Source organism: Microvirga arvi (assembly GCF_016892765.1).
Taxonomy (GTDB): domain Bacteria; phylum Pseudomonadota; class Alphaproteobacteria; order Rhizobiales; family Beijerinckiaceae; genus Microvirga; species Microvirga arvi.
Map to the genome: position 1 here is coordinate 12,929 of NZ_JAFEMD010000013.1, position 17,534 is coordinate 30,462.

Annotated in this window: 18 protein-coding genes; 8 read left to right on the forward strand and 10 right to left on the reverse strand. The window is 64.9% G+C overall.

The window, feature by feature from the left end; genetic code table 11:
- Window positions 1-21: 21 nt before the first annotated feature.
- The 5 genes from ILT44_RS10055 to mnmE form a co-directional block, all read right to left on the reverse strand.
- Window positions 22-906: a ParB/RepB/Spo0J family partition protein gene (locus ILT44_RS10055; RefSeq protein ID WP_204239436.1), complete on the reverse strand. Its 885-nt coding sequence runs from the start codon at window positions 904-906 to the stop codon at window positions 22-24.
- Window positions 907-923: 17 nt separating this feature from the next.
- Window positions 924-1,763 (reverse strand): ParA family protein, encoded by an 840-nt coding sequence (locus tag ILT44_RS10060; RefSeq protein ID WP_239468060.1) that lies wholly within the window; start codon window positions 1,761-1,763, stop codon window positions 924-926.
- Window positions 1,760-2,383, reverse strand: coding sequence for a 16S rRNA (guanine(527)-N(7))-methyltransferase RsmG (rsmG, locus tag ILT44_RS10065; RefSeq protein ID WP_204239437.1), 624 nt, complete (start codon window positions 2,381-2,383; stop codon window positions 1,760-1,762). Before rsmG ends, ILT44_RS10060 begins: the two co-directional genes overlap by 4 nt.
- On the reverse strand, window positions 2,380-4,275 hold the full coding sequence (mnmG, locus tag ILT44_RS10070; protein ID WP_239468061.1) for a tRNA uridine-5-carboxymethylaminomethyl(34) synthesis enzyme MnmG: 1,896 nt from the start codon (window positions 4,273-4,275) through the stop codon (window positions 2,380-2,382). The genes rsmG and mnmG overlap by 4 nt, the downstream gene beginning before the upstream one ends.
- Before the next feature lie 218 nt (window positions 4,276-4,493).
- A complete protein-coding gene (mnmE, locus tag ILT44_RS10075; protein WP_204239439.1) occupies window positions 4,494-5,804 on the reverse strand; it encodes a tRNA uridine-5-carboxymethylaminomethyl(34) synthesis GTPase MnmE in 1,311 nt (436 codons plus the stop codon).
- A gap of 129 nt (window positions 5,805-5,933) precedes the next feature.
- On the opposite strand from mnmE, the gene ILT44_RS10080 reads away from it, so the two are divergent.
- Window positions 5,934-7,958 carry a thioredoxin domain-containing protein gene (locus tag ILT44_RS10080; protein WP_204239440.1) on the forward strand — a complete coding sequence of 675 codons (2,025 nt, stop codon included), beginning with the start codon at window positions 5,934-5,936 and terminating at the stop codon, window positions 7,956-7,958.
- A gap of 8 nt (window positions 7,959-7,966) precedes the next feature.
- On the opposite strand, the gene ILT44_RS10085 is transcribed toward ILT44_RS10080, so the two are convergent.
- The gene (locus ILT44_RS10085) at window positions 7,967-8,476 is read right to left on the reverse strand and encodes an Lrp/AsnC family transcriptional regulator (protein WP_204239441.1); all 510 of its coding nucleotides are present in this window, start codon (window positions 8,474-8,476) and stop codon (window positions 7,967-7,969) included.
- A 122-nt stretch (window positions 8,477-8,598) separates the two neighbouring features.
- Between ILT44_RS10085 and ILT44_RS10090 the strand changes: the two genes are divergently transcribed.
- Window positions 8,599-9,537 (forward strand): DMT family transporter, encoded by a 939-nt coding sequence (locus ILT44_RS10090; protein WP_204239442.1) that lies wholly within the window; start codon window positions 8,599-8,601, stop codon window positions 9,535-9,537.
- 207 nt (window positions 9,538-9,744) lie between these two features.
- On the opposite strand, the gene rho is transcribed toward ILT44_RS10090, so the two are convergent.
- Window positions 9,745-11,010, reverse strand: coding sequence for a transcription termination factor Rho (gene rho, locus ILT44_RS10095; RefSeq protein ID WP_204239443.1), 1,266 nt, complete (start codon window positions 11,008-11,010; stop codon window positions 9,745-9,747).
- A 259-nt stretch (window positions 11,011-11,269) separates the two neighbouring features.
- Here rho and ILT44_RS10100 point away from each other — a divergent pair, with 259 nt between their 5' ends.
- Window positions 11,270-11,704: a pyridoxamine 5'-phosphate oxidase family protein gene (locus tag ILT44_RS10100; RefSeq protein WP_204239444.1), complete on the forward strand. Its 435-nt coding sequence runs from the start codon at window positions 11,270-11,272 to the stop codon at window positions 11,702-11,704.
- A gap of 3 nt (window positions 11,705-11,707) precedes the next feature.
- On the opposite strand, the gene hemJ is transcribed toward ILT44_RS10100, so the two are convergent.
- Together hemJ and hemE are read right to left on the reverse strand one after the other, a co-directional pair.
- Window positions 11,708-12,133: a protoporphyrinogen oxidase HemJ gene (gene hemJ / locus ILT44_RS10105; protein ID WP_239468066.1), complete on the reverse strand. Its 426-nt coding sequence runs from the start codon at window positions 12,131-12,133 to the stop codon at window positions 11,708-11,710.
- Window positions 12,134-12,141: 8 nt separating this feature from the next.
- Window positions 12,142-13,179, reverse strand: a complete 1,038-nt coding sequence (gene hemE, locus ILT44_RS10110; RefSeq protein WP_204239446.1) for a uroporphyrinogen decarboxylase — start codon at window positions 13,177-13,179, stop codon at window positions 12,142-12,144.
- A 380-nt stretch (window positions 13,180-13,559) separates the two neighbouring features.
- On the opposite strand from hemE, the gene ILT44_RS10115 reads away from it, so the two are divergent.
- The 5 genes from ILT44_RS10115 to dnaQ are packed head-to-tail and all read left to right on the forward strand — an operon-like array spanning window position 13,560 to window position 17,213.
- Entirely contained in the window at window positions 13,560-14,390 is an 831-nt protein-coding gene (locus ILT44_RS10115) for a pyruvate, water dikinase regulatory protein (RefSeq protein WP_204239447.1), read from the forward strand.
- 3 nt (window positions 14,391-14,393) lie between these two features.
- Entirely contained in the window at window positions 14,394-15,011 is a 618-nt protein-coding gene (locus tag ILT44_RS10120) for a Maf family protein (RefSeq protein ID WP_204239448.1), read from the forward strand.
- 12 nt (window positions 15,012-15,023) lie between these two features.
- Window positions 15,024-15,872, forward strand: a complete 849-nt coding sequence (locus ILT44_RS10125) for a shikimate dehydrogenase (RefSeq protein ID WP_204239449.1) — start codon at window positions 15,024-15,026, stop codon at window positions 15,870-15,872.
- Complete coding sequence (gene coaE, locus ILT44_RS10130) at window positions 15,869-16,474, forward strand: dephospho-CoA kinase (RefSeq protein ID WP_204239450.1); 606 nt, start codon at window positions 15,869-15,871, stop codon at window positions 16,472-16,474. Before ILT44_RS10125 ends, coaE begins: the two co-directional genes overlap by 4 nt.
- A gap of 16 nt (window positions 16,475-16,490) precedes the next feature.
- Window positions 16,491-17,213: a DNA polymerase III subunit epsilon gene (dnaQ, locus tag ILT44_RS10135; RefSeq protein ID WP_204239451.1), complete on the forward strand. Its 723-nt coding sequence runs from the start codon at window positions 16,491-16,493 to the stop codon at window positions 17,211-17,213.
- A gap of 93 nt (window positions 17,214-17,306) precedes the next feature.
- Here dnaQ and ILT44_RS10140 read toward each other — a convergent pair whose 3' ends face one another.
- A complete protein-coding gene (locus ILT44_RS10140) occupies window positions 17,307-17,534 on the reverse strand; it encodes a helix-turn-helix domain-containing protein (RefSeq protein ID WP_307826408.1) in 228 nt (75 codons plus the stop codon).

Consider the following 17,534-nt stretch of genomic DNA (forward strand, 5'->3'; position numbering starts at 1 on the left):
CAGCGAAATGTCTGTCAGAGCTTACGGATTCAACCGACGGCACAAGCCGTCGAGCTGCTCCAGGGTCTTGTACTGGATGCGCAGCTCGCCGCCCTTTCCCCGGTGATCGATGCTGACGGTCAGGCCGAGCACGTCCTGCAGGGCCTTTTCCAGGGCGCGGGTGTCGGGGTCCTTCTCGATCTTGCCGGTCTTGGCGGCCTTGGCCGCGGCCTTCGCCGATCCGCCCGTGTCGGCTTGGGCGATCTCTTCGACCTGGCGCACGCTCATGCCTTCGCTGACGATGCGCTTGGCGATGTCGACCGGGTTGTTGACCGAGAGCAGGGCGCGACCGTGGCCGGCGGTGATCTGCCGGTCGATCAGGAGCTTGCGGACGGTCACCGGCAGCTCGGTGAGCCGCAGCATGTTGGCGATGTGGCTGCGGCTCTTGCCGATGATCTTCGAGAGATTCTCCTGGGTGTAGGAGAACTCCGCCATCAGGCGGGAATAGCCCTCCGCCTCTTCGATGGGATTGAGGTCGGCGCGCTGGACGTTCTCGAGGATCGCGTATTCGAGCGAGGTCTTGTCGTCGATCTGGACGACGACCACCGGCACCCGATGCATGCCCGCCTTCTGCGCCGCGCGCCAGCGGCGCTCGCCGGCGACGATCTCGTATTCGTCCCGGTGGTTAGGCAGCGGCCGCACGACGATGGGCTGGATGATGCCGCGATCCTTGATCGACTGCGTCAGCTCCTGCAGATCCGTGTCGTCGAAGACTTTTCGCGGATTGCGCGGGTTTGCGCGCAGGAACTCCACCGGCACGGATTTCGGCACGAAGCCCTTGCGCTCGAGGGTGCCCATCTCCTCCCCGACCTCACCGATCAGGGCGGCCAAACCACGGCCCAGGCGCGACTTTCCTTCTTCAGCCATTATCGTCTCTCGATGGTTCAAGCGGCACGGAGGGCGCGTTCGCGCTGGATGACTTCGGAGGCCAGCCGCAGATAGGCCTGCGATCCGGCGCATTTCAGATCGTAGAGCAGCACCGGCTTGCCGTGCGACGGCGCCTCGGACACGCGCACGTTGCGAGGGATCATGGTCTCGTAGACCTTGGCCCCCATGAACTGGCGCACATCGGCGACCACCTGCCCCGAGAGGTTGTTGCGCGGGTCGAACATGGTCAGCACGACGCCGTGAATCGTGAGATCCGGGTTCAGGGCGGAACGGACCTGCTCGACCGTCTTGAGCAGCTGGCTGAGGCCTTCCAGAGCAAAAAATTCGCATTGGAGCGGCACCAGAACCGCGTCAGCCGCCGTCAAGGCGTTGATGGTCAGGAGATTGAGCGATGGCGGGCAATCGATCAAAATATAGGTAAAAGGTTCGCTTACCTCGGGCGCTGAAAGTTGCTGAATCGCCGAGCGGAGGCGGTGAGCCCGGTTACGCTCACTGGCGATCTCCAACTCGACGCCGAGCAGGTCGAGCGTCGACGGCGCGACGGCCAATCCGGGCACCACCGTCTCGGTGATGCTCTCGGCCAGGGAGGCTTCACCGGCGAGCACGTGGTAGGTCGAGGTCTGGCGGTTCTTGCGGTCGATGCCGAGACCCGTCGAGGCGTTGCCCTGCGGATCGAGATCGATGATCAGCACCTTCTCGCCGATGGCAGCGAGAGCCGTTCCAAGATTGATCGCCGTCGTCGTCTTTCCGACGCCGCCCTTCTGATTGGCGAGCACGAGAACGCGCGGCTTCACCCCAGGCGCGCCTGCTTCGGGTCCGTTGCGATCGGTCATCATGAATGGCTCTCGATGGAGGTTATGCGGAGAATCCGGGCTTCGGAATCGGTCAAGCTCGGCAGGATCTCCGCTTCGAATGTCCACTTTTTCCGGGCTTCGGTCAATTCGATCTCGACATCGCGCCCCTTGGGGTAGAGGCCGATCGTCCCCGCTTTCAACACAGGTACAGTCCAGTCCAGGAGCTGGGTCAGCCCCGCCAAAGCCCGGGCCGAGACTACATCGGCCTTGCCGACGAAACCAGGAATGACGGTTTCGAGCCGTGCTTCATGGATGGTCGCAGCGGAACTGGTCAGCCGCACGATATGCCTCAGGAAGGCGCATTTGCGCGAGTTGCTCTCGACGAGATGGACCTTCAGCCCCCTCTCCGCCCCTGCTATCGCGAGAACGAGACCCGGAAATCCGGCCCCGGAGCCGAGATCGAGCCAGGTTCTGGCCTCGGGCGCGAGGTCGAGAAGCTGGAGCGAATCGGCGATATGGCGGTCCCAGATCCGGTCGAGGGTTGCCGGACCGACGAGGTTCTTGATCGCCTGCCAGCGGCGAAGTTCCCGTTCCAGAAGCTCCAGCTTGTCGAATGTTTCACGTGAAACATTGAGGTCAGCGGCAGTCCTGGCCGGCGTCATGCCTGCACCGGACGGATCGCACGGCCAGAACGGGACGGTGACTTCCGGGCATGGGCCGCCAGGAGCGTCAAGGCCGCCGGGGTAATGCCTTCAATGCGGGCGGCCTGCCCCAAGGTCTTGGGACGCACGAGGTCGAGCTTGGCCTTGATCTCGTTGGAGAGGCCCGGCAGCCCTTGAAAGTCGATGCTCTCCTCCAGGACCACACTCTCGTCGCGCCGGTAAGCGGCGATATCCGCCTGCTGCCGGTCGAGATAGACCGCATAGGTGGCATCCGTTTCCAGGCGCTCGCGCACCGGAGCACTGACCGCTGCGAGGTCCGGCCAGGCCTGGATCAGGTCCGGCCAGCCGATGCTGGGATAGGAGAGAAGCTGATAGGCGGAGCGCCGGACACCGTCCTGATTCAGCTCCAACCCATGCCGCGCAGCCTCCTGTGGGGTAAGGGTCAGAGTGTGGAGCCGCTGACGAATATCCCGGATCTCGGCCTGGGAGCGTCGGAAATGCGCCTCGCGCTCGGTGCCGACGCAGCCGATCTCCAGCCCCTTGCCGGTGAGCCGATCGTCCACATTGTCGATGCGCAGGCTCAGGCGGTACTCGGAGCGGGAGGTGAACATGCGATAGGGCTCGCTCACCCCGCGGGTGATCAGGTCGTCGACAAGCACGCCGATATAGGATTCCGCCCGGTCGAAGACGACAATGTCCTGACGGCAAGCACGGCGGGCGGCATTAAGGCCTGCGACCAGCCCCTGGGCTGCCGCCTCCTCATAGCCGGTGGTGCCGTTGATCTGGCCGGCGAGGAAGAGCCCCTGCACCGCCTTGGTCTCGAGCCCTGCGTTAAGATTGCGCGGGTCGACGTAATCATACTCGATGGCATAGGCCGGCTGGAGCATATGCACCTTCTCCAGGCCCGGAATGTGCTTGAGGAATTCCAGCTGCACATACTCCGGCAGGGAGGTCGAAATCCCGTTGGGATAGACTGTGGTGTCATCGAGGCCTTCCGGCTCAAGGAAGATCTGATGCCCGTCCCGGTCGCCGAAACGCACCACCTTGTCCTCGATGGAGGGGCAGTAGCGCGGCCCCGTGCCCTGAATCTCGCCCGAATACATGGCCGAACGGTGCAGGTTGCTGCGGATCAGCTCATGCACCTTGGCCGTGGTGCGGGTGACGCCGCACTCGATCTGGGGGTTAGTGATCCGGGTGGTCAGCAGGGAAAACGGCACCGGCTCATCATCCGCCGCCTGCTTGTTGATTCCGGCCCAGTCGATGCTGCGCCCGTCGAGACGGGGCGGGGTGCCGGTCTTGAGGCGGCCGAGAGTGAAGCCGAGCCGGGCAAAGGTCTTGGGCAGGCCCAGCGACGGGCGCTCGCCCATGCGCCCAGCCGGGATCTTCCGCTCGCCGATATGGATCAGACCGGACAGGAAGGTGCCGGTGGTGATGACCACGGCGCCGGCCTTCAGCTGCCGGCCATCGGTGAGGAGCAGGCCGGAGACCCGGTTGCTCTGCACGATAAGATCGTCGGCCTCGCCTTCGACGATGGTCAGGTTCGGCGTGCTTAGGAGCTCCGCCTGCATGGCGCGGGCATAGAGCTTGCGGTCGGCCTGGGTGCGGGGTCCACGCACGGCAGGGCCCTTGCGGCGGTTGAGCAGACGGAACTGGATGCCGGCCCGGTCGGCAATGCGGCCCATGACGCCGTCGAGGGCATCGATCTCGCGCACAAGATGGCCCTTGCCAAGGCCGCCGATGGCCGGGTTGCAGGACATGGCGCCGATGGTCGACAGCTTGTGGGTGACGAGAGCCGTCCGGGCGCCCATGCGGGCCGCAGCCGCAGCCGCCTCGGCTCCGGCATGGCCGCCTCCCACGACGATCACGTCGAACGACTCACTCATGGCGCTCATCTTCTCCATGCCGGGGGTCTAGGCTCTCGCGTCAGGAAGGTCAAAAGGGCAAAATGTTTCACGTGAAACATTTTGAGGAATCCCCACATCTGCACAGCTGTTCCACAGCCTCCGCAGGAGGGATTCAGCATCGTTCCACCGATTCGTGAACAGGCGAAAATGGAAGCCACACCGTCTCGCGAAAAGGTTACCGTAGCGGCTCGGTGCCAGGACAGACCCTACTTGCCTATGCAGAAGCTGGAGAACAGCCGGTCGAGCACATCCTCCACATCCACCCGCCCGGTGATCTCGCCGATGGCCCGGGCCGCCAGACGGACTTCCTCGGCGGCCAGCTCCAGCGGACCTCTTCCGGCCAGCATGGCACGGGCGCGCACCAGGGAGCCATGGGCCCGCTCCAGGGCTTTTCGATGGCGCTCGCGGGTGATGACGGCATCCCCCTGCCCCATCATGCTTGCCGCTTCCGCTTCCAGTCGCCGGATCAGTTCCGGCAGACCCTGGCCGGTTGCAGCCGCGACCAGCAGGTCGCAATCGTGCCGGCTCCGCTTCAAATCGGCCTTTGTCCCCACCTTCAACAGGCGCCGGACCGATGGCGGGGTGCTCTCCTCCCCCTCCGGCGGCACGAGCCACAGAACGAGATCGGCATCCTGGGTGCGGGCAAGGGCCCGGGAAACACCCTCCTGCTCGATCAGGTCGGCGCTCTCCCGCATCCCCGCCGTGTCGGCGATGATCACCGGCAGGCCGCCGAGATCGCAATGGACCTCGATCACATCGCGAGTCGTGCCGGGGATCGGCGACACGATGGCGACATCCCGCTGGGCGAGCGCGTTGAGGAGGGTCGACTTGCCGGCATTGGGCGGCCCGGCGAGGACGACGGTCAGGCCTTCCCGCAGGCGTTCACCGCTCCGGTTGGCCAGTGCCCGGCCGATTGCCCCTTGGACCTCATCGATCATCCGGAGAATGTCCGCCTCGAGATCCTCCGGCACGTCGCCCTCGTCGGAAAAATCGAGGCTCGCCTCCAGAAGCGCCAGGATCCGAAGGATGGTCTCGCGCCATTCCTCGGCGGCATGGCCGAGACGCCCGCCGAGTTGGAGCATCGCCTGGCGGCGCTGAGCCTCCGTCTCGGCATCGATGATATCGGCGAGGCCTTCGACCTGGGAGAGATCCATCCGCCCGTTGAGAAAGGCCCGCCGGGTGAATTCACCGGCTTCAGCCGGCCGGCAATTCTCGAACGAGCCGAGGGCCCGCAGCACGGCGGCGCGGGTGGCAAGGCCGCCATGGATGTGGAGCTCCGCCTGGTCCTCGCCGGTAAAGCTCTGCGGTCCCGGCATCCACAGTATGAGCGCCTGATCGAGGGGTTCGCCGGTTGAGGGATCGCTCAGGGTCCGCACCACGGCCCGCCGGGGGTCGGGCACCCTCCCCGCCATCCGCTCCAGGATGCTGCGGCTCTCCGGCCCGCTGATCCGGATAAGGCACACGGCAGCCCGGCCGTGACCGGAGGCAATGGCGAAGATGGTGTCGTCCGATCGCATCGGCGTGAACCTCGTGAGGAGAACAGGACTTAACTCTGGCGAAGCCCTAAATCAAAAAGACACTCGGGATCGGTTCAGATCTGGGCCGATCAACCCGGCCGGATCAACGCGGAAGCAGGAGCAGGATCCATGAATCGCCTCAAGGACGCCTCTTCTCCCTACCTCCTGCAGCACCGGGACAATCCTGTCCATTGGTGGGAATGGAGTCCTGAAGCCATGGCCGAGGCCAGGCGGCAGGGCAAGCCGATCCTGATCTCCATCGGCTATGCCGCCTGCCATTGGTGCCACGTGATGGCGCACGAGAGCTTCGAGGATGCGGACGTCGCCGCGGTCATGAACGAGCTCTTCGTGAATATCAAGGTCGACCGGGAGGAGCGGCCCGATGTCGATCATGTCTATATGAGCGCGCTGCACCTGCTGGGCGAACAGGGCGGCTGGCCGCTCACCATGTTCCTGACGCCGGAGGGGGAGCCTTTCTGGGGCGGCACCTATTTCCCGAAGGAGCCGCGCTTCGGCCGTCCCGGCTTCGTCGCGGTGCTGCGCGAGATCAGCCGCCTCTACCATGCGGAGCCGGAGCGGGTGCTGAAAAACCGGGATGCGATCAAGCAGCACCTCGCCAAGGTCGAGACGAGCGACGGTGGGGTTCTCGGACTTTCCGATCTCGACCAGATGGGCTTGCGCCTGACAGAGCTGATCGACACGGAGCATGGCGGGCTTCAGGGAGCGCCGAAATTCCCCAACCCGCCGATCCTCGAATTTCTCCTGCGCTATGCCCGCCGTACCAGGGACGGCGCGGCCCGGCATCGCTTCCTCCTGACCCTGGAGCGCATGGCGCTCGGCGGCGTCCATGATCATCTCGGCGGCGGCTTTGCCCGCTACTCCGTCGACGAGCGCTGGCTCGTGCCGCATTTCGAGAAGATGCTCTACGACAACGCGCAGCTGCTGGAGCTCTACGCCTTGGGCTTCGCGGAGACCGGCCGCCCCCTCTTCCGGCAGGCGGCCGAGGGTATCGTCGCCTGGCTCAAGCGGGAGATGACCACGGCGGAGGGTGCCTTCGCCTCGAGCCTCGACGCGGATTCGGAGGGCAAGGAGGGCCGCTTCTACGTCTGGAGCCTCACCGAGATCCGCGAGAGCTTAAGCGAGGAGGACGCCGCCTTCTTCGCCAAGGTCTACGACATCACCGAAGCGGGAAATTTCGAAGGCCACAACATCCCCAACCGGCTGATCTCCGGCGAGGCGCCACCCGCCGTCGAGGAGCGGCTGTCCAGCTTACGGGGGAAACTCCTGGAGCGACGGGCTGCGCGGGTGCGGCCTGGCCTCGACGACAAGGTGCTGGCGGATTGGAACGGGCTGATGATCGGCGCACTGGTCCGCGCCGCTCCCCTGCTCGGCCGGCCCGACTGGATCGCCCTGGCCGGCCGAGCCTATCGTTTCGTCTCCGGGTCGATGAGCCGAGACGGACATCTCGGTCATTCCTGGCGCGGCGGTGCGCTGATCTTTCCGGGCTTCGCCCTCGACCATGCCGCCATGATGCGGGCGGCCCTCGCCCTCTATGAGGCGACCTCCGAGGCCTCCTATCTCCAGGATGCCCTGGGCTGGCGCGACGTGCTGCTGAGGGAGTTCATGGTCGGGGAGACAGGCTGCCTCGCCATGACTGCGAAAGGCGCAGACCCTCTGGTTGTAAGGCCTCAGCCCACTCATGACGACGCGGTGCCCAACGCCAACGGCGTCTTCATCGAGGCCCTCGTCCGGCTGGCGCAGATCACCGAGGCCGGGGACGACATCCGGAGAGCCGCCGAGATGGTGAGCCGGCTGGTCGGCGTCGCCCGCTCGGCGCCGCTCGGCCATACCTCGATCCTCAATGCCCTCGACCTGCACCTGCGGGGCCTCAGCATCCTCGTCACGGGAAACGATGCGGGGACGCTCCACGAGACGGCCCTGCAGGTCCCCTACCCCGACCGCAGCGTCCGCTGGCTGCGCGAGGGCGCAACGCTCGACGACAACCACCCGGCCAAGGCCCTTGCCGCTTCGGGGGCGCAGGCCCAAGCTCTGGTTTGTGCCGGCCAGCGCTGCTCACTGCCAGTCACCGATGCGGAGGGGTTGAAGGCGCGGGTGCGGGAGATGCTGGCGGCAGAACCCGGAAACGCCGGATAGAACCCGCCTCAGCAGTCCGGGTCTGGCTTCTCTGCCTCACGCTTGAGATGCGACAGCGGCAAAGCCCCATCGGATTTCACCCGTGTGAGAGCGAAGTTGGAGCGGATATCGCCGATCATCGGCAGAATCAGGAGCTTTTCGGTGAGCAGCCTCTCATAGGCCTTGAGGTTCGCCACGACGATCTCGACGATGAAGTCGGCCGTGCCGGACACCATCTGGCAGGCCACCACCTCCGGCATGGCCGCGAGCGCCTCCTGCAATGCCTGCGCATTGTCGCGGGAATGCTTCTCGACCTTGATCTCGACGAAGACCGTGAGGCCCAAGCCCACCGATTCCCGGTCGAGAACGGCCCGATAGGAGCGGATGAAGCCCTCGCGCTCGAGGCGGCGGACCCGGCGCAGGCAGGGCGAGGGCGAGAGCCCGACCTGATCGGCCAGTTCCTGGTTGGTCAGTCGACCGTCGGATTGCAGAGCATTCAGGATTCTCAAGTCGATGGCGTCGAGGTCGATGTAAGGCATCGATCATTCCTATCCGCTTTCACGCAATATTCTGCCAAGGATTAGACCGAAATAAGGATCAACTCGCAAGGACATGCTATACTCTGACATGGTATGCTCAACCACATCAAAGGGGTCTCGTCATGTCCGATATGGCTGCGGCTACACGCAGGAGCAGCACCCGCCCTGCCCTCATCGGCTGGCTTGCAGCGCTTGCCACGGTGACGATCTGGGGTGTCTGGGCTGTGGCGACCCGCCATGCGGTCACGCATGACCTGCCGCCTGCGGCCGTGGGTCTGCTCAGGTTCGGCGTGCCAGCTCTTGTCCTGATCCCCTTCAGCTGGCGGTCCGGTTTGTTTCCGAAAGGTCTGAGCGTTCCGAAAGGGCTGGCGCTCCTCGGCTCCGGCGCACCGTTCTTCCTGATCGTGGCGCTCGGCATGCAGTTCGCGCCGGCTGCCGAGATCGGCCCGCTCCTGCCCGGCACCATGCCGCTCTTCGTCGCTCTCATCGGCTGGCTTACGTTCGGGGAGCGCGTGGGAGGCGTGCGGCTTGCCGGTTTCGTCCTCATCCTTGTGGGCGTGGTGTGCATCGGCGGCTACGGGCTTCTGCTCACCGGCAACGGGGCCTGGCGCGGGCATCTTCTTTTGCTGAGCGGGGCCTGTCTCTGGGGCATCTACACCCATGCCTATCGCCGCAGCGGCCTGTCGGCCCTGCAGGCTGCAGCCCTGATCGGACTCTGGTCCGTCCTGATCCTCCTGCCGTTCGGAGGCCCGCCCCTGATCCACGCCGTCGGCAGGGGGCTTGCCGCTCCCCTTCTGATGCAGATGATCCTGCAGGGTCTCCTCTCGGGTGTTGCGGGTGTCGTGCTCTATGGAATCGCGGTCGACCGGCTTGGTGCTTCGCGCGCAGCCGCCGTCTCCCCACTCGCGATCGTACTCGCTGCCCTGATCGCAATTCCGGTTCTCGGGGAATATCCCGAGCCTGCCGCCCTGGTCGGGATAGTGATGGCGACCCTGGGCGTTGTGCTCGCAAGCAGTATCGTCGGCCGACCCGCGCCGGCCCATGTGGTCTCGAAGGGTTGAGGATGATGCTCAGGCTTCACAGGGCAACGGAGCACCCATGTTCTTCTTCTTTTCGAACCGCCTGGGCTGCGCCGGCTCGCTCGTGATCTCCGCCGTGCTGACCCTGATCGTGCTGGCGCTCATGGGCGTGTTCTGAGCGCAAACAAAAACCCCACCCTCCGCCTAGAGGATGGGGTTGAAATTCGGCAGGCGGACCGTCCGCCTGCCTCAGGTGTTCATCGAATCGAAGAAGTCCTGGTTCGACTTGGTCTGGCGCAGCTTGTCGAGCAGGAACTCGATGGCGTCCACCGTGCCCATCGGGTTGAGGATGCGGCGCAGCACGTACATCTTCTTGAGCGTGTCTGATGGGACCAGCAGCTCTTCCTTACGGGTGCCCGACCGGGTGATGTCGATCGCCGGGAAGGTGCGCTTGTCGGCGACCTTGCGGTCCAGGATGATTTCTGAGTTGCCGGTGCCCTTGAACTCCTCGAAGATCACCTCGTCCATGCGCGAGCCGGTGTCGATCAGCGCGGTGGCGATGATGGTGAGCGAACCGCCCTCCTCGATGTTGCGCGCCGCGCCGAAGAAGCGCTTCGGGCGCTGCAGGGCGTTGGCATCGACACCGCCGGTGAGCACTTTTCCGGACGACGGCACCACCGTGTTGTAGGCGCGGCCCAGGCGGGTGATCGAGTCGAGCAGGATGACCACGTCGCGGCCGTGCTCCACGAGGCGCTTGGCCTTCTCGATCACCATCTCGGCCACCTGCACGTGGCGGGTCGCCGGCTCGTCGAAGGTGGAGGCCACGACCTCGCCCTTCACCGAGCGCTGCATGTCGGTCACTTCCTCCGGGCGCTCGTCGATGAGCAGCACGATGAGGTAGCATTCGGGATGGTTGGTGGTGATCGACTGCGCCACGTTCTGCATCAGCACGGTCTTGCCGGTGCGCGGCGGCGCGACGATGAGCGCGCGCTGGCCTTTGCCGATGGGCGAGACGATGTCGATGATGCGCGGCGAGAAGTCCTTGCGCGTCGGATCGGCGATCTCGAGGTTGAAGCGCTCGTGCGGAAAGAGCGGCGTCAGGTTGTCGAAATGCACCTTGTGCCGGATTTTTTCCGGATCCTCGAAATTGATCGTGTTGACCTTGAGCAGCGCGAAATAGCGCTCGCCTTCCTTGGGTCCGCGGATCGGGCCGTCCACTGTGTCGCCGGTGCGCAGGCCGAATTTCCGGATCTGCGACGGCGAGACATAGATGTCGTCGGGACCGGGCAGATAGTTCGAATCGGCCGAGCGCAGGAAGCCGAAGCCGTCCTGCAGCACCTCGACGACGCCCGCGCCGATGATCTCGACCTCGCGCGCCGCCAGCTGCTTGAGGATCGCAAACATGAGCTCCTGCTTGCGCATGGTGCTCGCGTTCTCGACCTCGAGCTCCTCGGCGAAGGCGATGAGTTCGGTGGGTGTTTTGGATTTCAGGTCTTGAAGCTTGATTTCCCTCATCGGGGAACACTCTCGGGGTAAGATCGCGGGCAGGTTGGGCTGGACGCGGGAGGAGATAAAGGGAACGTTCGACAGGGCCGCCGGGTTCACGAACCGTGACTGTGGGAGGCCTGAAGCCCCGTGCAGCGCACCTGTCTTTGAGGAGGAGGACTTCGTTCTAACCGTTTTCTCCGGAAATCACAAGAGCCTTCGTCACACCTGCCTGGAACGGAACCCTCCGAAGAGAGGTTATCGGTGGCCGATCAAGGAGATAACCGCCGTGAGCCAGCTGACCCTCGCCGACCTGTCCGACAAGATGCGCGACATCGACTTCGCCATGCTCTCGACCCATGCGGAGGGAGGGGAGATCGCGGGCCGTCCCATGAGCAACAACGGGGACGTTGCCTACGAGGGCGATTCGTATTTCTTCTCCTACGAGGACACCCGGACCGTCGAGGATATCAAGCGGGATCCGAAAGTGTCCCTATCGTTCCAAGGCAGCAAGAGCCTCCTCGGCAAGCCTCCGATCTTCATCGCCGTCGAAGGCCGCGCCGAACTGATCCGTGACAGGAAAGCCTTCGAGGAGCACTGGACCAAGGATCTCGAAATCTGGTTCAAGGACGGGGTCGACACACCGGGCCTCGTCCTGATCAAGGTTCACGCCACCCGCATCCATTACTGGCACGGCATGGATGAGGGCGAGATCAAGGTCTGAGCATCATCCAAACGGCTTCACGATCACCAGGATCACGATTCCGATCATCAGCACCGTCGGCACCTCGTTGAGGATGCGATAATATTTCGCTGGCTTGGTGTTCCTGTCGGCGGCGAACTCTTTCAGCCGGCGCACATAGACGCCGTGCAGGCCGGAGAGGATCAGCACGAGCAGCAGCTTCCCGTGCAGCCAGCCGGATGTGTACCAGCCGCCGTCCCAGACGAGGTACAGGCCGAGCACCCAGGTGACGATCATGGCGGGATTGATGATCGCCTTGAGCAGGCGCCGCTCCATGATCTTGAAGGTCTCGGACTGGATCGAACCTTTTTGCGTCTCGCTGTGATAGACGAACAGGCGCGGCAGATAGAGCATGCCGGCCATCCACGCGATGACGGCGATCACGTGAAACGCTTTCAGCCACAGATACAGCATTTCTCTTAAGCCCCCCGCACGCGGGCGATCATCTGCGCCACGTGCTCGATCGGCGTCTCCGGCAGGATGCCGTGTCCGAGATTGAAGATGTGCGGGCGGCCGCGGGCCGCTGCGAGAACATGATCAACGCCCTTTTCGAGTGGATCTCCCCCTGCGATCAGGGCCAGAGGATCGAGATTGCCCTGGGTGGCGAGCGTGTTCGGCAGGGTCGGCAGCACCTGTGCCGGATCCAGCGTCCAGTCGAGCGCCAGCGCGTCGCCGATCCCGGCCGAGGCGAAGCGATGAAGGTTCGCGCCGCCGCCGCGCACGAACACGATGACCTTGGCATGCGGCCGTGCCTGCTTCAGGCCCTCGACCATGCGGCGGATCGGGTTCAGCGACAGCCGGTCGAAGAGCGCCGGCGGCAGCGCCGACCCGAAGCTCTCGAAGATCTGCACGGCTTCCGCGCCCGCATCGATCTGGCGGATGAGGTAAGACGTGGAGGCCCGCACCAGCCGGTCGATGAGCGCGTCCATGAAGGCGGGATCGCGATAGGCGGTGAGCCGGGCCGGCGCCTGGTCCGGGGTGCCCTTGCCGGCGATCATGTAGCTCGCCACCGTCCAGGGCGCGCCGCAGAAACCGAGAAGCGTCGTCTCCTTCGGCAGGCTCTTGCTCAGGCGGTCGAGGGTCTCGAAGACCGGATCGAGGCGCTCAAGCGGCAATTCATCGGCGAGCCTCGCAAAATCCGCCTGGGCGGTGACCGGATCGAGCCTCGGCCCCTCGTTCTCGACGAAGCGCACGTCCTGGCCGAGCGCATGGGGAATGACCAGGATGTCGGAGAACAGGATCGAGGCGTCGAAGCCGAAGCGGCGGATCGGCTGAAGCGTCACCTCCTCGGCGAGCCGCGGATTGTAGCAGAGATCCAGGAAGGAGCCCGCCTGCTTCCGGGTCTCCCGGTATTCCGGCAGGTAGCGGCCGGCCTGACGCATGATCCAGATCGGCAGAGGCCAGACCGGCTCGCCATTCAGCACGCGCAAAATCGCCTTGGTGGAACGTGTGCTCACAGGCCCTCTCTTAAAAGAAGAATCTTTGAATCTTAGAATCTGATGTTTCTCTTGGGCCGTGAATCACAAAGCCGCAACCCCGTCCACAAGCGGTCCACACAGGGCTTGGGTTTAACGGTTCATTAACGGATGGGGCACGCTCGCCACAATCCTTTCTGAAATCTTAAAGCTTAACAGCCCGTTAACGAAGGTTAACCAAAACTGAATTCGGCGCTTGGAGGTGATTCGTGCCGGATTCTCCCAATGCGGGACCTCGAGAGGCGCACAACGGGCACCCCTGTTGATGGCTTTGGCCGTATCCCACAGGCGCTTGTGCTGGACCTCTTCGCCTGAGCGTTTTATCCACACTGATCGACTCCTTTCCCTGGAGAACCGGATCCGTGGGACGCAGTTACTTTCATCTCCATCTCGTCTCCGACTCGACGGGCGAAACGCTCATCACCGTCGCCCGCGCGGTGGTCGCCCAATATGAGGGCGTCGCCGCCATCGAGCACGTCTATCCGCTCGTGCGCTCCAACACCCAGCTGGAGCGCGTGATCAGCGAGATCGAGACTGCGCCCGGCATCGTGCTCTACACCCTCGTGGAGCAGGACCTCGCCAGCCGCCTCGAGGAGGTCTGCCGCGCGACCGGCTCGCCTTATCTCTCCGTGCTCGAGCCGGTGCATGCCCTGCTCTCCTCCTATCTCGGCACCCATTCCACCGCGCGACCCGGCGCGCAGCACATGCTGAATGCGGAGTATTTCAAGCGCATCGACGCCATGAACTTCACCCTCATGCACGATGACGGGCACCTGCCGCACGATCTCGACGAGGCGGATGTGATCCTGGTGGGCGTGAGCCGCACCTCGAAGACGCCGACCTCCATCTATCTCGCCAACCGGGGCCTCAAGACCGCCAACATCCCGCTCGTTCCCGGCGTGCCGCCGCCAGCCATCCTCGAGACGGCCAGGAAGGCGCTGATCGTCGGCCTGGTGGCGACGCCCGAGCGCATCGTGCAGATCCGGCAGAACCGGCTTCTGAGCCTGAACGCCGATGACGACACCTCTTATGTGGACCGCGAGGCGGTGGCCGAGGAGCTGGCGGCGTCCCGCCGGCTCTTCGCGCGCAACGGCTGGCCGGTGATCGACGTGACCCGCCGCTCGATCGAGGAGACGGCGGCCGCGATCATCGATCACTACCGGGACCGCCGCCAGCGCCAGAACGCGGAATAGGCGATGCCCGCTCTCTGGACCCCCTCCGAAAACCTGCTGCTGGCCTCGACCAGCACGACCCGTCTCACGCTGCTCGTAAGCGCGGGCCTGCCCGTCGAGACGCAGGACTCGCGCATCGACGAGCGGGAAGTCGAGGCGGCGGCGGCGCATGAGGGCCTCGATCCCCCTTCGCTCGCAGGGCGGCTTGCGGCCGAAAAGGCTCTCGCGGTCAGCCGCCGCCACCCGGAGCGGGTGGTGCTCGGGGCCGATCAGGTGCTCGCCTGCGAGGGGGAGGTGTTCCACAAGCCGGCGGACCGGGCTGCCGCGCAGGCGCAGCTGAGGCGCCTCGCCGGGAAGCGGCATGCCCTCCACTCGGCCGGAGCGGTTGCCATCGGCGGGCAGGTGGTCGAGCGCTTCTCGAACAGCGCCCATCTCACCATGCGGCCGCTGACGGACGAGGCCATCGCCCTCTATCTCGACCTTGCAGGCCCCGACGCGCTGAGGAGCGTCGGCGTTTACCAGCTCGAAGGGTTTGGCGTTCATCTCTTCGAGACGGTTGAGGGAGATCATTCGACCATCCTGGGGCTCCCCCTGCTCCCGCTTCTCGCCGCCCTGCGCCGTCTCGGCTGCCTGGCCCTCTGAGGATAGGAATCCATGGCGAAAGCCTTCATCGTCGGCCACCCGATCAAGCATTCGCGCTCGCCGCTGATCCATGGCCATTGGCTGAAAGCTTACGGCCTCGACGGTTCTTATGAGCGGATCGATGTGGAGCCTGTGAATTTCGGGGAATTCCTGAGGAGCTTCCGGTCCCGGGGCTTTGCCGGGGGCAACGTCACCCTGCCCCACAAGGAAGCGGCCTTTGCCGGTGTCGACCGGCGAACGGCACAGGCGCAGCGCGTGGGGGCCGTCAACACGCTCTGGGCTGAGGACGGGCTGATCTGGGGCGACAACACGGATGTCACCGGATTCATGGCCCATCTCGATGCCAGCTTGGGGACAGGCTGGGAACAGGATGTGGACACGGCCCTGGTGCTCGGCGCCGGCGGAGCCGCCCGTGCCGTGGTCGCGGGCCTCCAGGACCGTCCCATCAAGCGCATCTTCGTGGCAAACCGCACCGGGTCGAAGGCGGAGGATCTGGCCCGCGATCTCAGGCCGGGCAGCCCCGTTGGTTTGGAGACCTCGGCCTGGGAGGCCCTCGGGCGGGTGATCCCGCATGCCCAGCTCATCGTCAACACCACGTCGCTGGGCATGGCAGGCCAGCCTTCCCTCACCTTGGATCTCTCCCGGTCTCCCCGGCGCGCGGCCGTTGCGGACATCGTCTATGTTCCCCTTAAAACGCCGCTGCTGGCCGCTGCCGCGGCGCAGGACCTGAGAACCGTCGACGGTCTCGGCATGCTGCTGCACCAGGCGGTGCCCGGTTTCCGGCGCTGGTTCGGCGTGACGCCGGAGGTCACGCCTGGCTTGAGGGCGCTGATCCTCGCCGACATCGAGGGCACCCGATGACCTTCGTGCTCGGGCTCACCGGCTCCATCGGCATGGGCAAGTCCGCCACCGCCGATCTCTTCCGCAGCCTCGGCGTCCCCGTTCACGATGCCGACGCCATTGTGCACAGGCTCTACCGCGGCCGCGCCGCGCCACTGATCGAAAAGGCGTTTCCGGGCACCGTCGCGGAAGGCGCCGTCGACAGGGCCAAACTCGGAGCGGCGGTTCTGAACGATCCCGCACGGATGAAGGAGCTCGAAGCCATCGTGCATCCGCTGGTGCGGGAGGAGGAGGAGAGTTTCCTCGAGAGAGTGTCCGCATTGTCGCCGGTGGCCGTGCTCGACATCCCCCTCCTGTTCGAGACCGGAGGCGAGAGGCGCTGCGATGCCACCCTCGTGGTCACGGCGCCATCCCATGTGCAGCGCGCGCGTGTGCTCGCCCGGCCCGGCATGACGGCGGAGAAATTTTCTGCCATCCTGGCCAGGCAGATGCCGGACGCCAGCAAGCGCGCCCGGTCCCATTTTCTGGTCGACACCAGCCGCGGCTTCGCCTCTGCCGAGGCGCAGGTGCGGTCCATTCTTGCCTGTCTCGCCGGCCGTCCGGGACGGCGCCACCGTTTTTGATGAAGAGTTGTCTCAGATGTTGCGTGAAATCGTCCTTGATACCGAAACCACCGGCACCGACCCCGCCAAGGGCGACCGGGTGATCGAAATCGGCTGCGTCGAGCTCCTCAACCACATCCCCACGGGCAAGAGCTATCACGTCTACATCAACCCGGAACGGCCGGTCTCAGCCGGCGCCTTCGCCGTTCACGGGCTCTCCGACGAGTTCCTGGCCGACAAGCCGGTCTTTGCCACGATCGCCGACGAGTTCGCCGATTTCGTCGGCGATGCCCGGCTCGTCATTCATAATGCGGCCTTCGATATCGGCTTCCTCAATGCGGAACTCGCCCGCACCGGGCATCGGCCGTACAACCTCGCGGATGCGGTCGATACGCTGAGCATGGCCCGGCGCAAGCATCCGGGCGCGGCGAACAATCTCGATGCGCTCTGCACCCGCTATGGGATCGACAATTCCCGGCGCACCAAGCATGGGGCGCTCCTCGACGCCGAGATCCTGGCCGAGGTCTATATCGAGCTCATCGGCGGCCGGCAGGTGGGCTTCGACCTGTCCCTGAGGCCCTCCGCCCGGAGCCGTGCGGCGCAGGAGCAGGCCGCAGCCCGCGACGCACGGCCGCGGTCCCTGGTCTCGCGGCTGACGGATGCGGAGCGCGCTGCGCACGAGGCCTTCATCCAGTCGCTGGGAGAGAACGCGATCTGGCGCGAGTATCTCGGCAAGGCCACGCCGGAAGCATCTTCCTGAGGTGCACAGCTTCAAAGAGCAGGTGTCCTTAGCGAGGCTAGGCGTCTCGGATAGATTGGTTGAATACCGACTTTCAATGGTAGGATCGAAGCCCTAGAGGATAGTCTCGATCCCTTTCTTATCAGCGAGAGCTAGCAGCTTAAGGGCGGAGCCGGTCGGCTTCTTCTCCCCACGCTCCCACTTGCTCACCATGTTGGCAGTGACGTTGAGAGCTGCTGCAAAGGTCGCTTGGCTCATAAGGGATTTCTCCCGGATCCGCCTCACGTCATCTGGCTCTATAGGGTCCACAGGGGTGAGACATGCCACATCGAAGTGGCGCAT

What these genes read in the sequence shown, in the direction of transcription:
- ILT44_RS10055 (WP_204239436.1), bottom strand. Translation starts at nt 906, where the DNA reads ATGGCTGAAGAAGGAAAGTCGCGCCTGGGCCGTGGTTTGGCCGCCCTG.
- ILT44_RS10060 (WP_239468060.1), bottom strand. Translation starts at nt 1,763, where the DNA reads ATGATGACCGATCGCAACGGACCCGAAGCAGGCGCGCCTGGGGTGAAG.
- rsmG (WP_204239437.1), bottom strand. Translation starts at nt 2,383, where the DNA reads ATGACGCCGGCCAGGACTGCCGCTGACCTCAATGTTTCACGTGAAACA.
- mnmG (WP_239468061.1), bottom strand. Translation starts at nt 4,275, where the DNA reads ATGAGCGCCATGAGTGAGTCGTTCGACGTGATCGTCGTGGGAGGCGGC.
- mnmE (WP_204239439.1), bottom strand. Translation starts at nt 5,804, where the DNA reads ATGCGATCGGACGACACCATCTTCGCCATTGCCTCCGGTCACGGCCGG.
- ILT44_RS10080 (WP_204239440.1), top strand. Translation starts at nt 5,934, where the DNA reads ATGAATCGCCTCAAGGACGCCTCTTCTCCCTACCTCCTGCAGCACCGG.
- ILT44_RS10085 (WP_204239441.1), bottom strand. Translation starts at nt 8,476, where the DNA reads ATGCCTTACATCGACCTCGACGCCATCGACTTGAGAATCCTGAATGCT.
- ILT44_RS10090 (WP_204239442.1), top strand. Translation starts at nt 8,599, where the DNA reads ATGTCCGATATGGCTGCGGCTACACGCAGGAGCAGCACCCGCCCTGCC.
- rho (WP_204239443.1), bottom strand. Translation starts at nt 11,010, where the DNA reads ATGAGGGAAATCAAGCTTCAAGACCTGAAATCCAAAACACCCACCGAA.
- ILT44_RS10120 (WP_204239448.1), top strand. Translation starts at nt 14,394, where the DNA reads ATGCCCGCTCTCTGGACCCCCTCCGAAAACCTGCTGCTGGCCTCGACC.
- ILT44_RS10125 (WP_204239449.1), top strand. Translation starts at nt 15,024, where the DNA reads ATGGCGAAAGCCTTCATCGTCGGCCACCCGATCAAGCATTCGCGCTCG.
- coaE (WP_204239450.1), top strand. Translation starts at nt 15,869, where the DNA reads ATGACCTTCGTGCTCGGGCTCACCGGCTCCATCGGCATGGGCAAGTCC.
- dnaQ (WP_204239451.1), top strand. Translation starts at nt 16,491, where the DNA reads ATGTTGCGTGAAATCGTCCTTGATACCGAAACCACCGGCACCGACCCC.
- ILT44_RS10140 (WP_307826408.1), bottom strand. Translation starts at nt 17,534, where the DNA reads ATGCGCCACTTCGATGTGGCATGTCTCACCCCTGTGGACCCTATAGAG.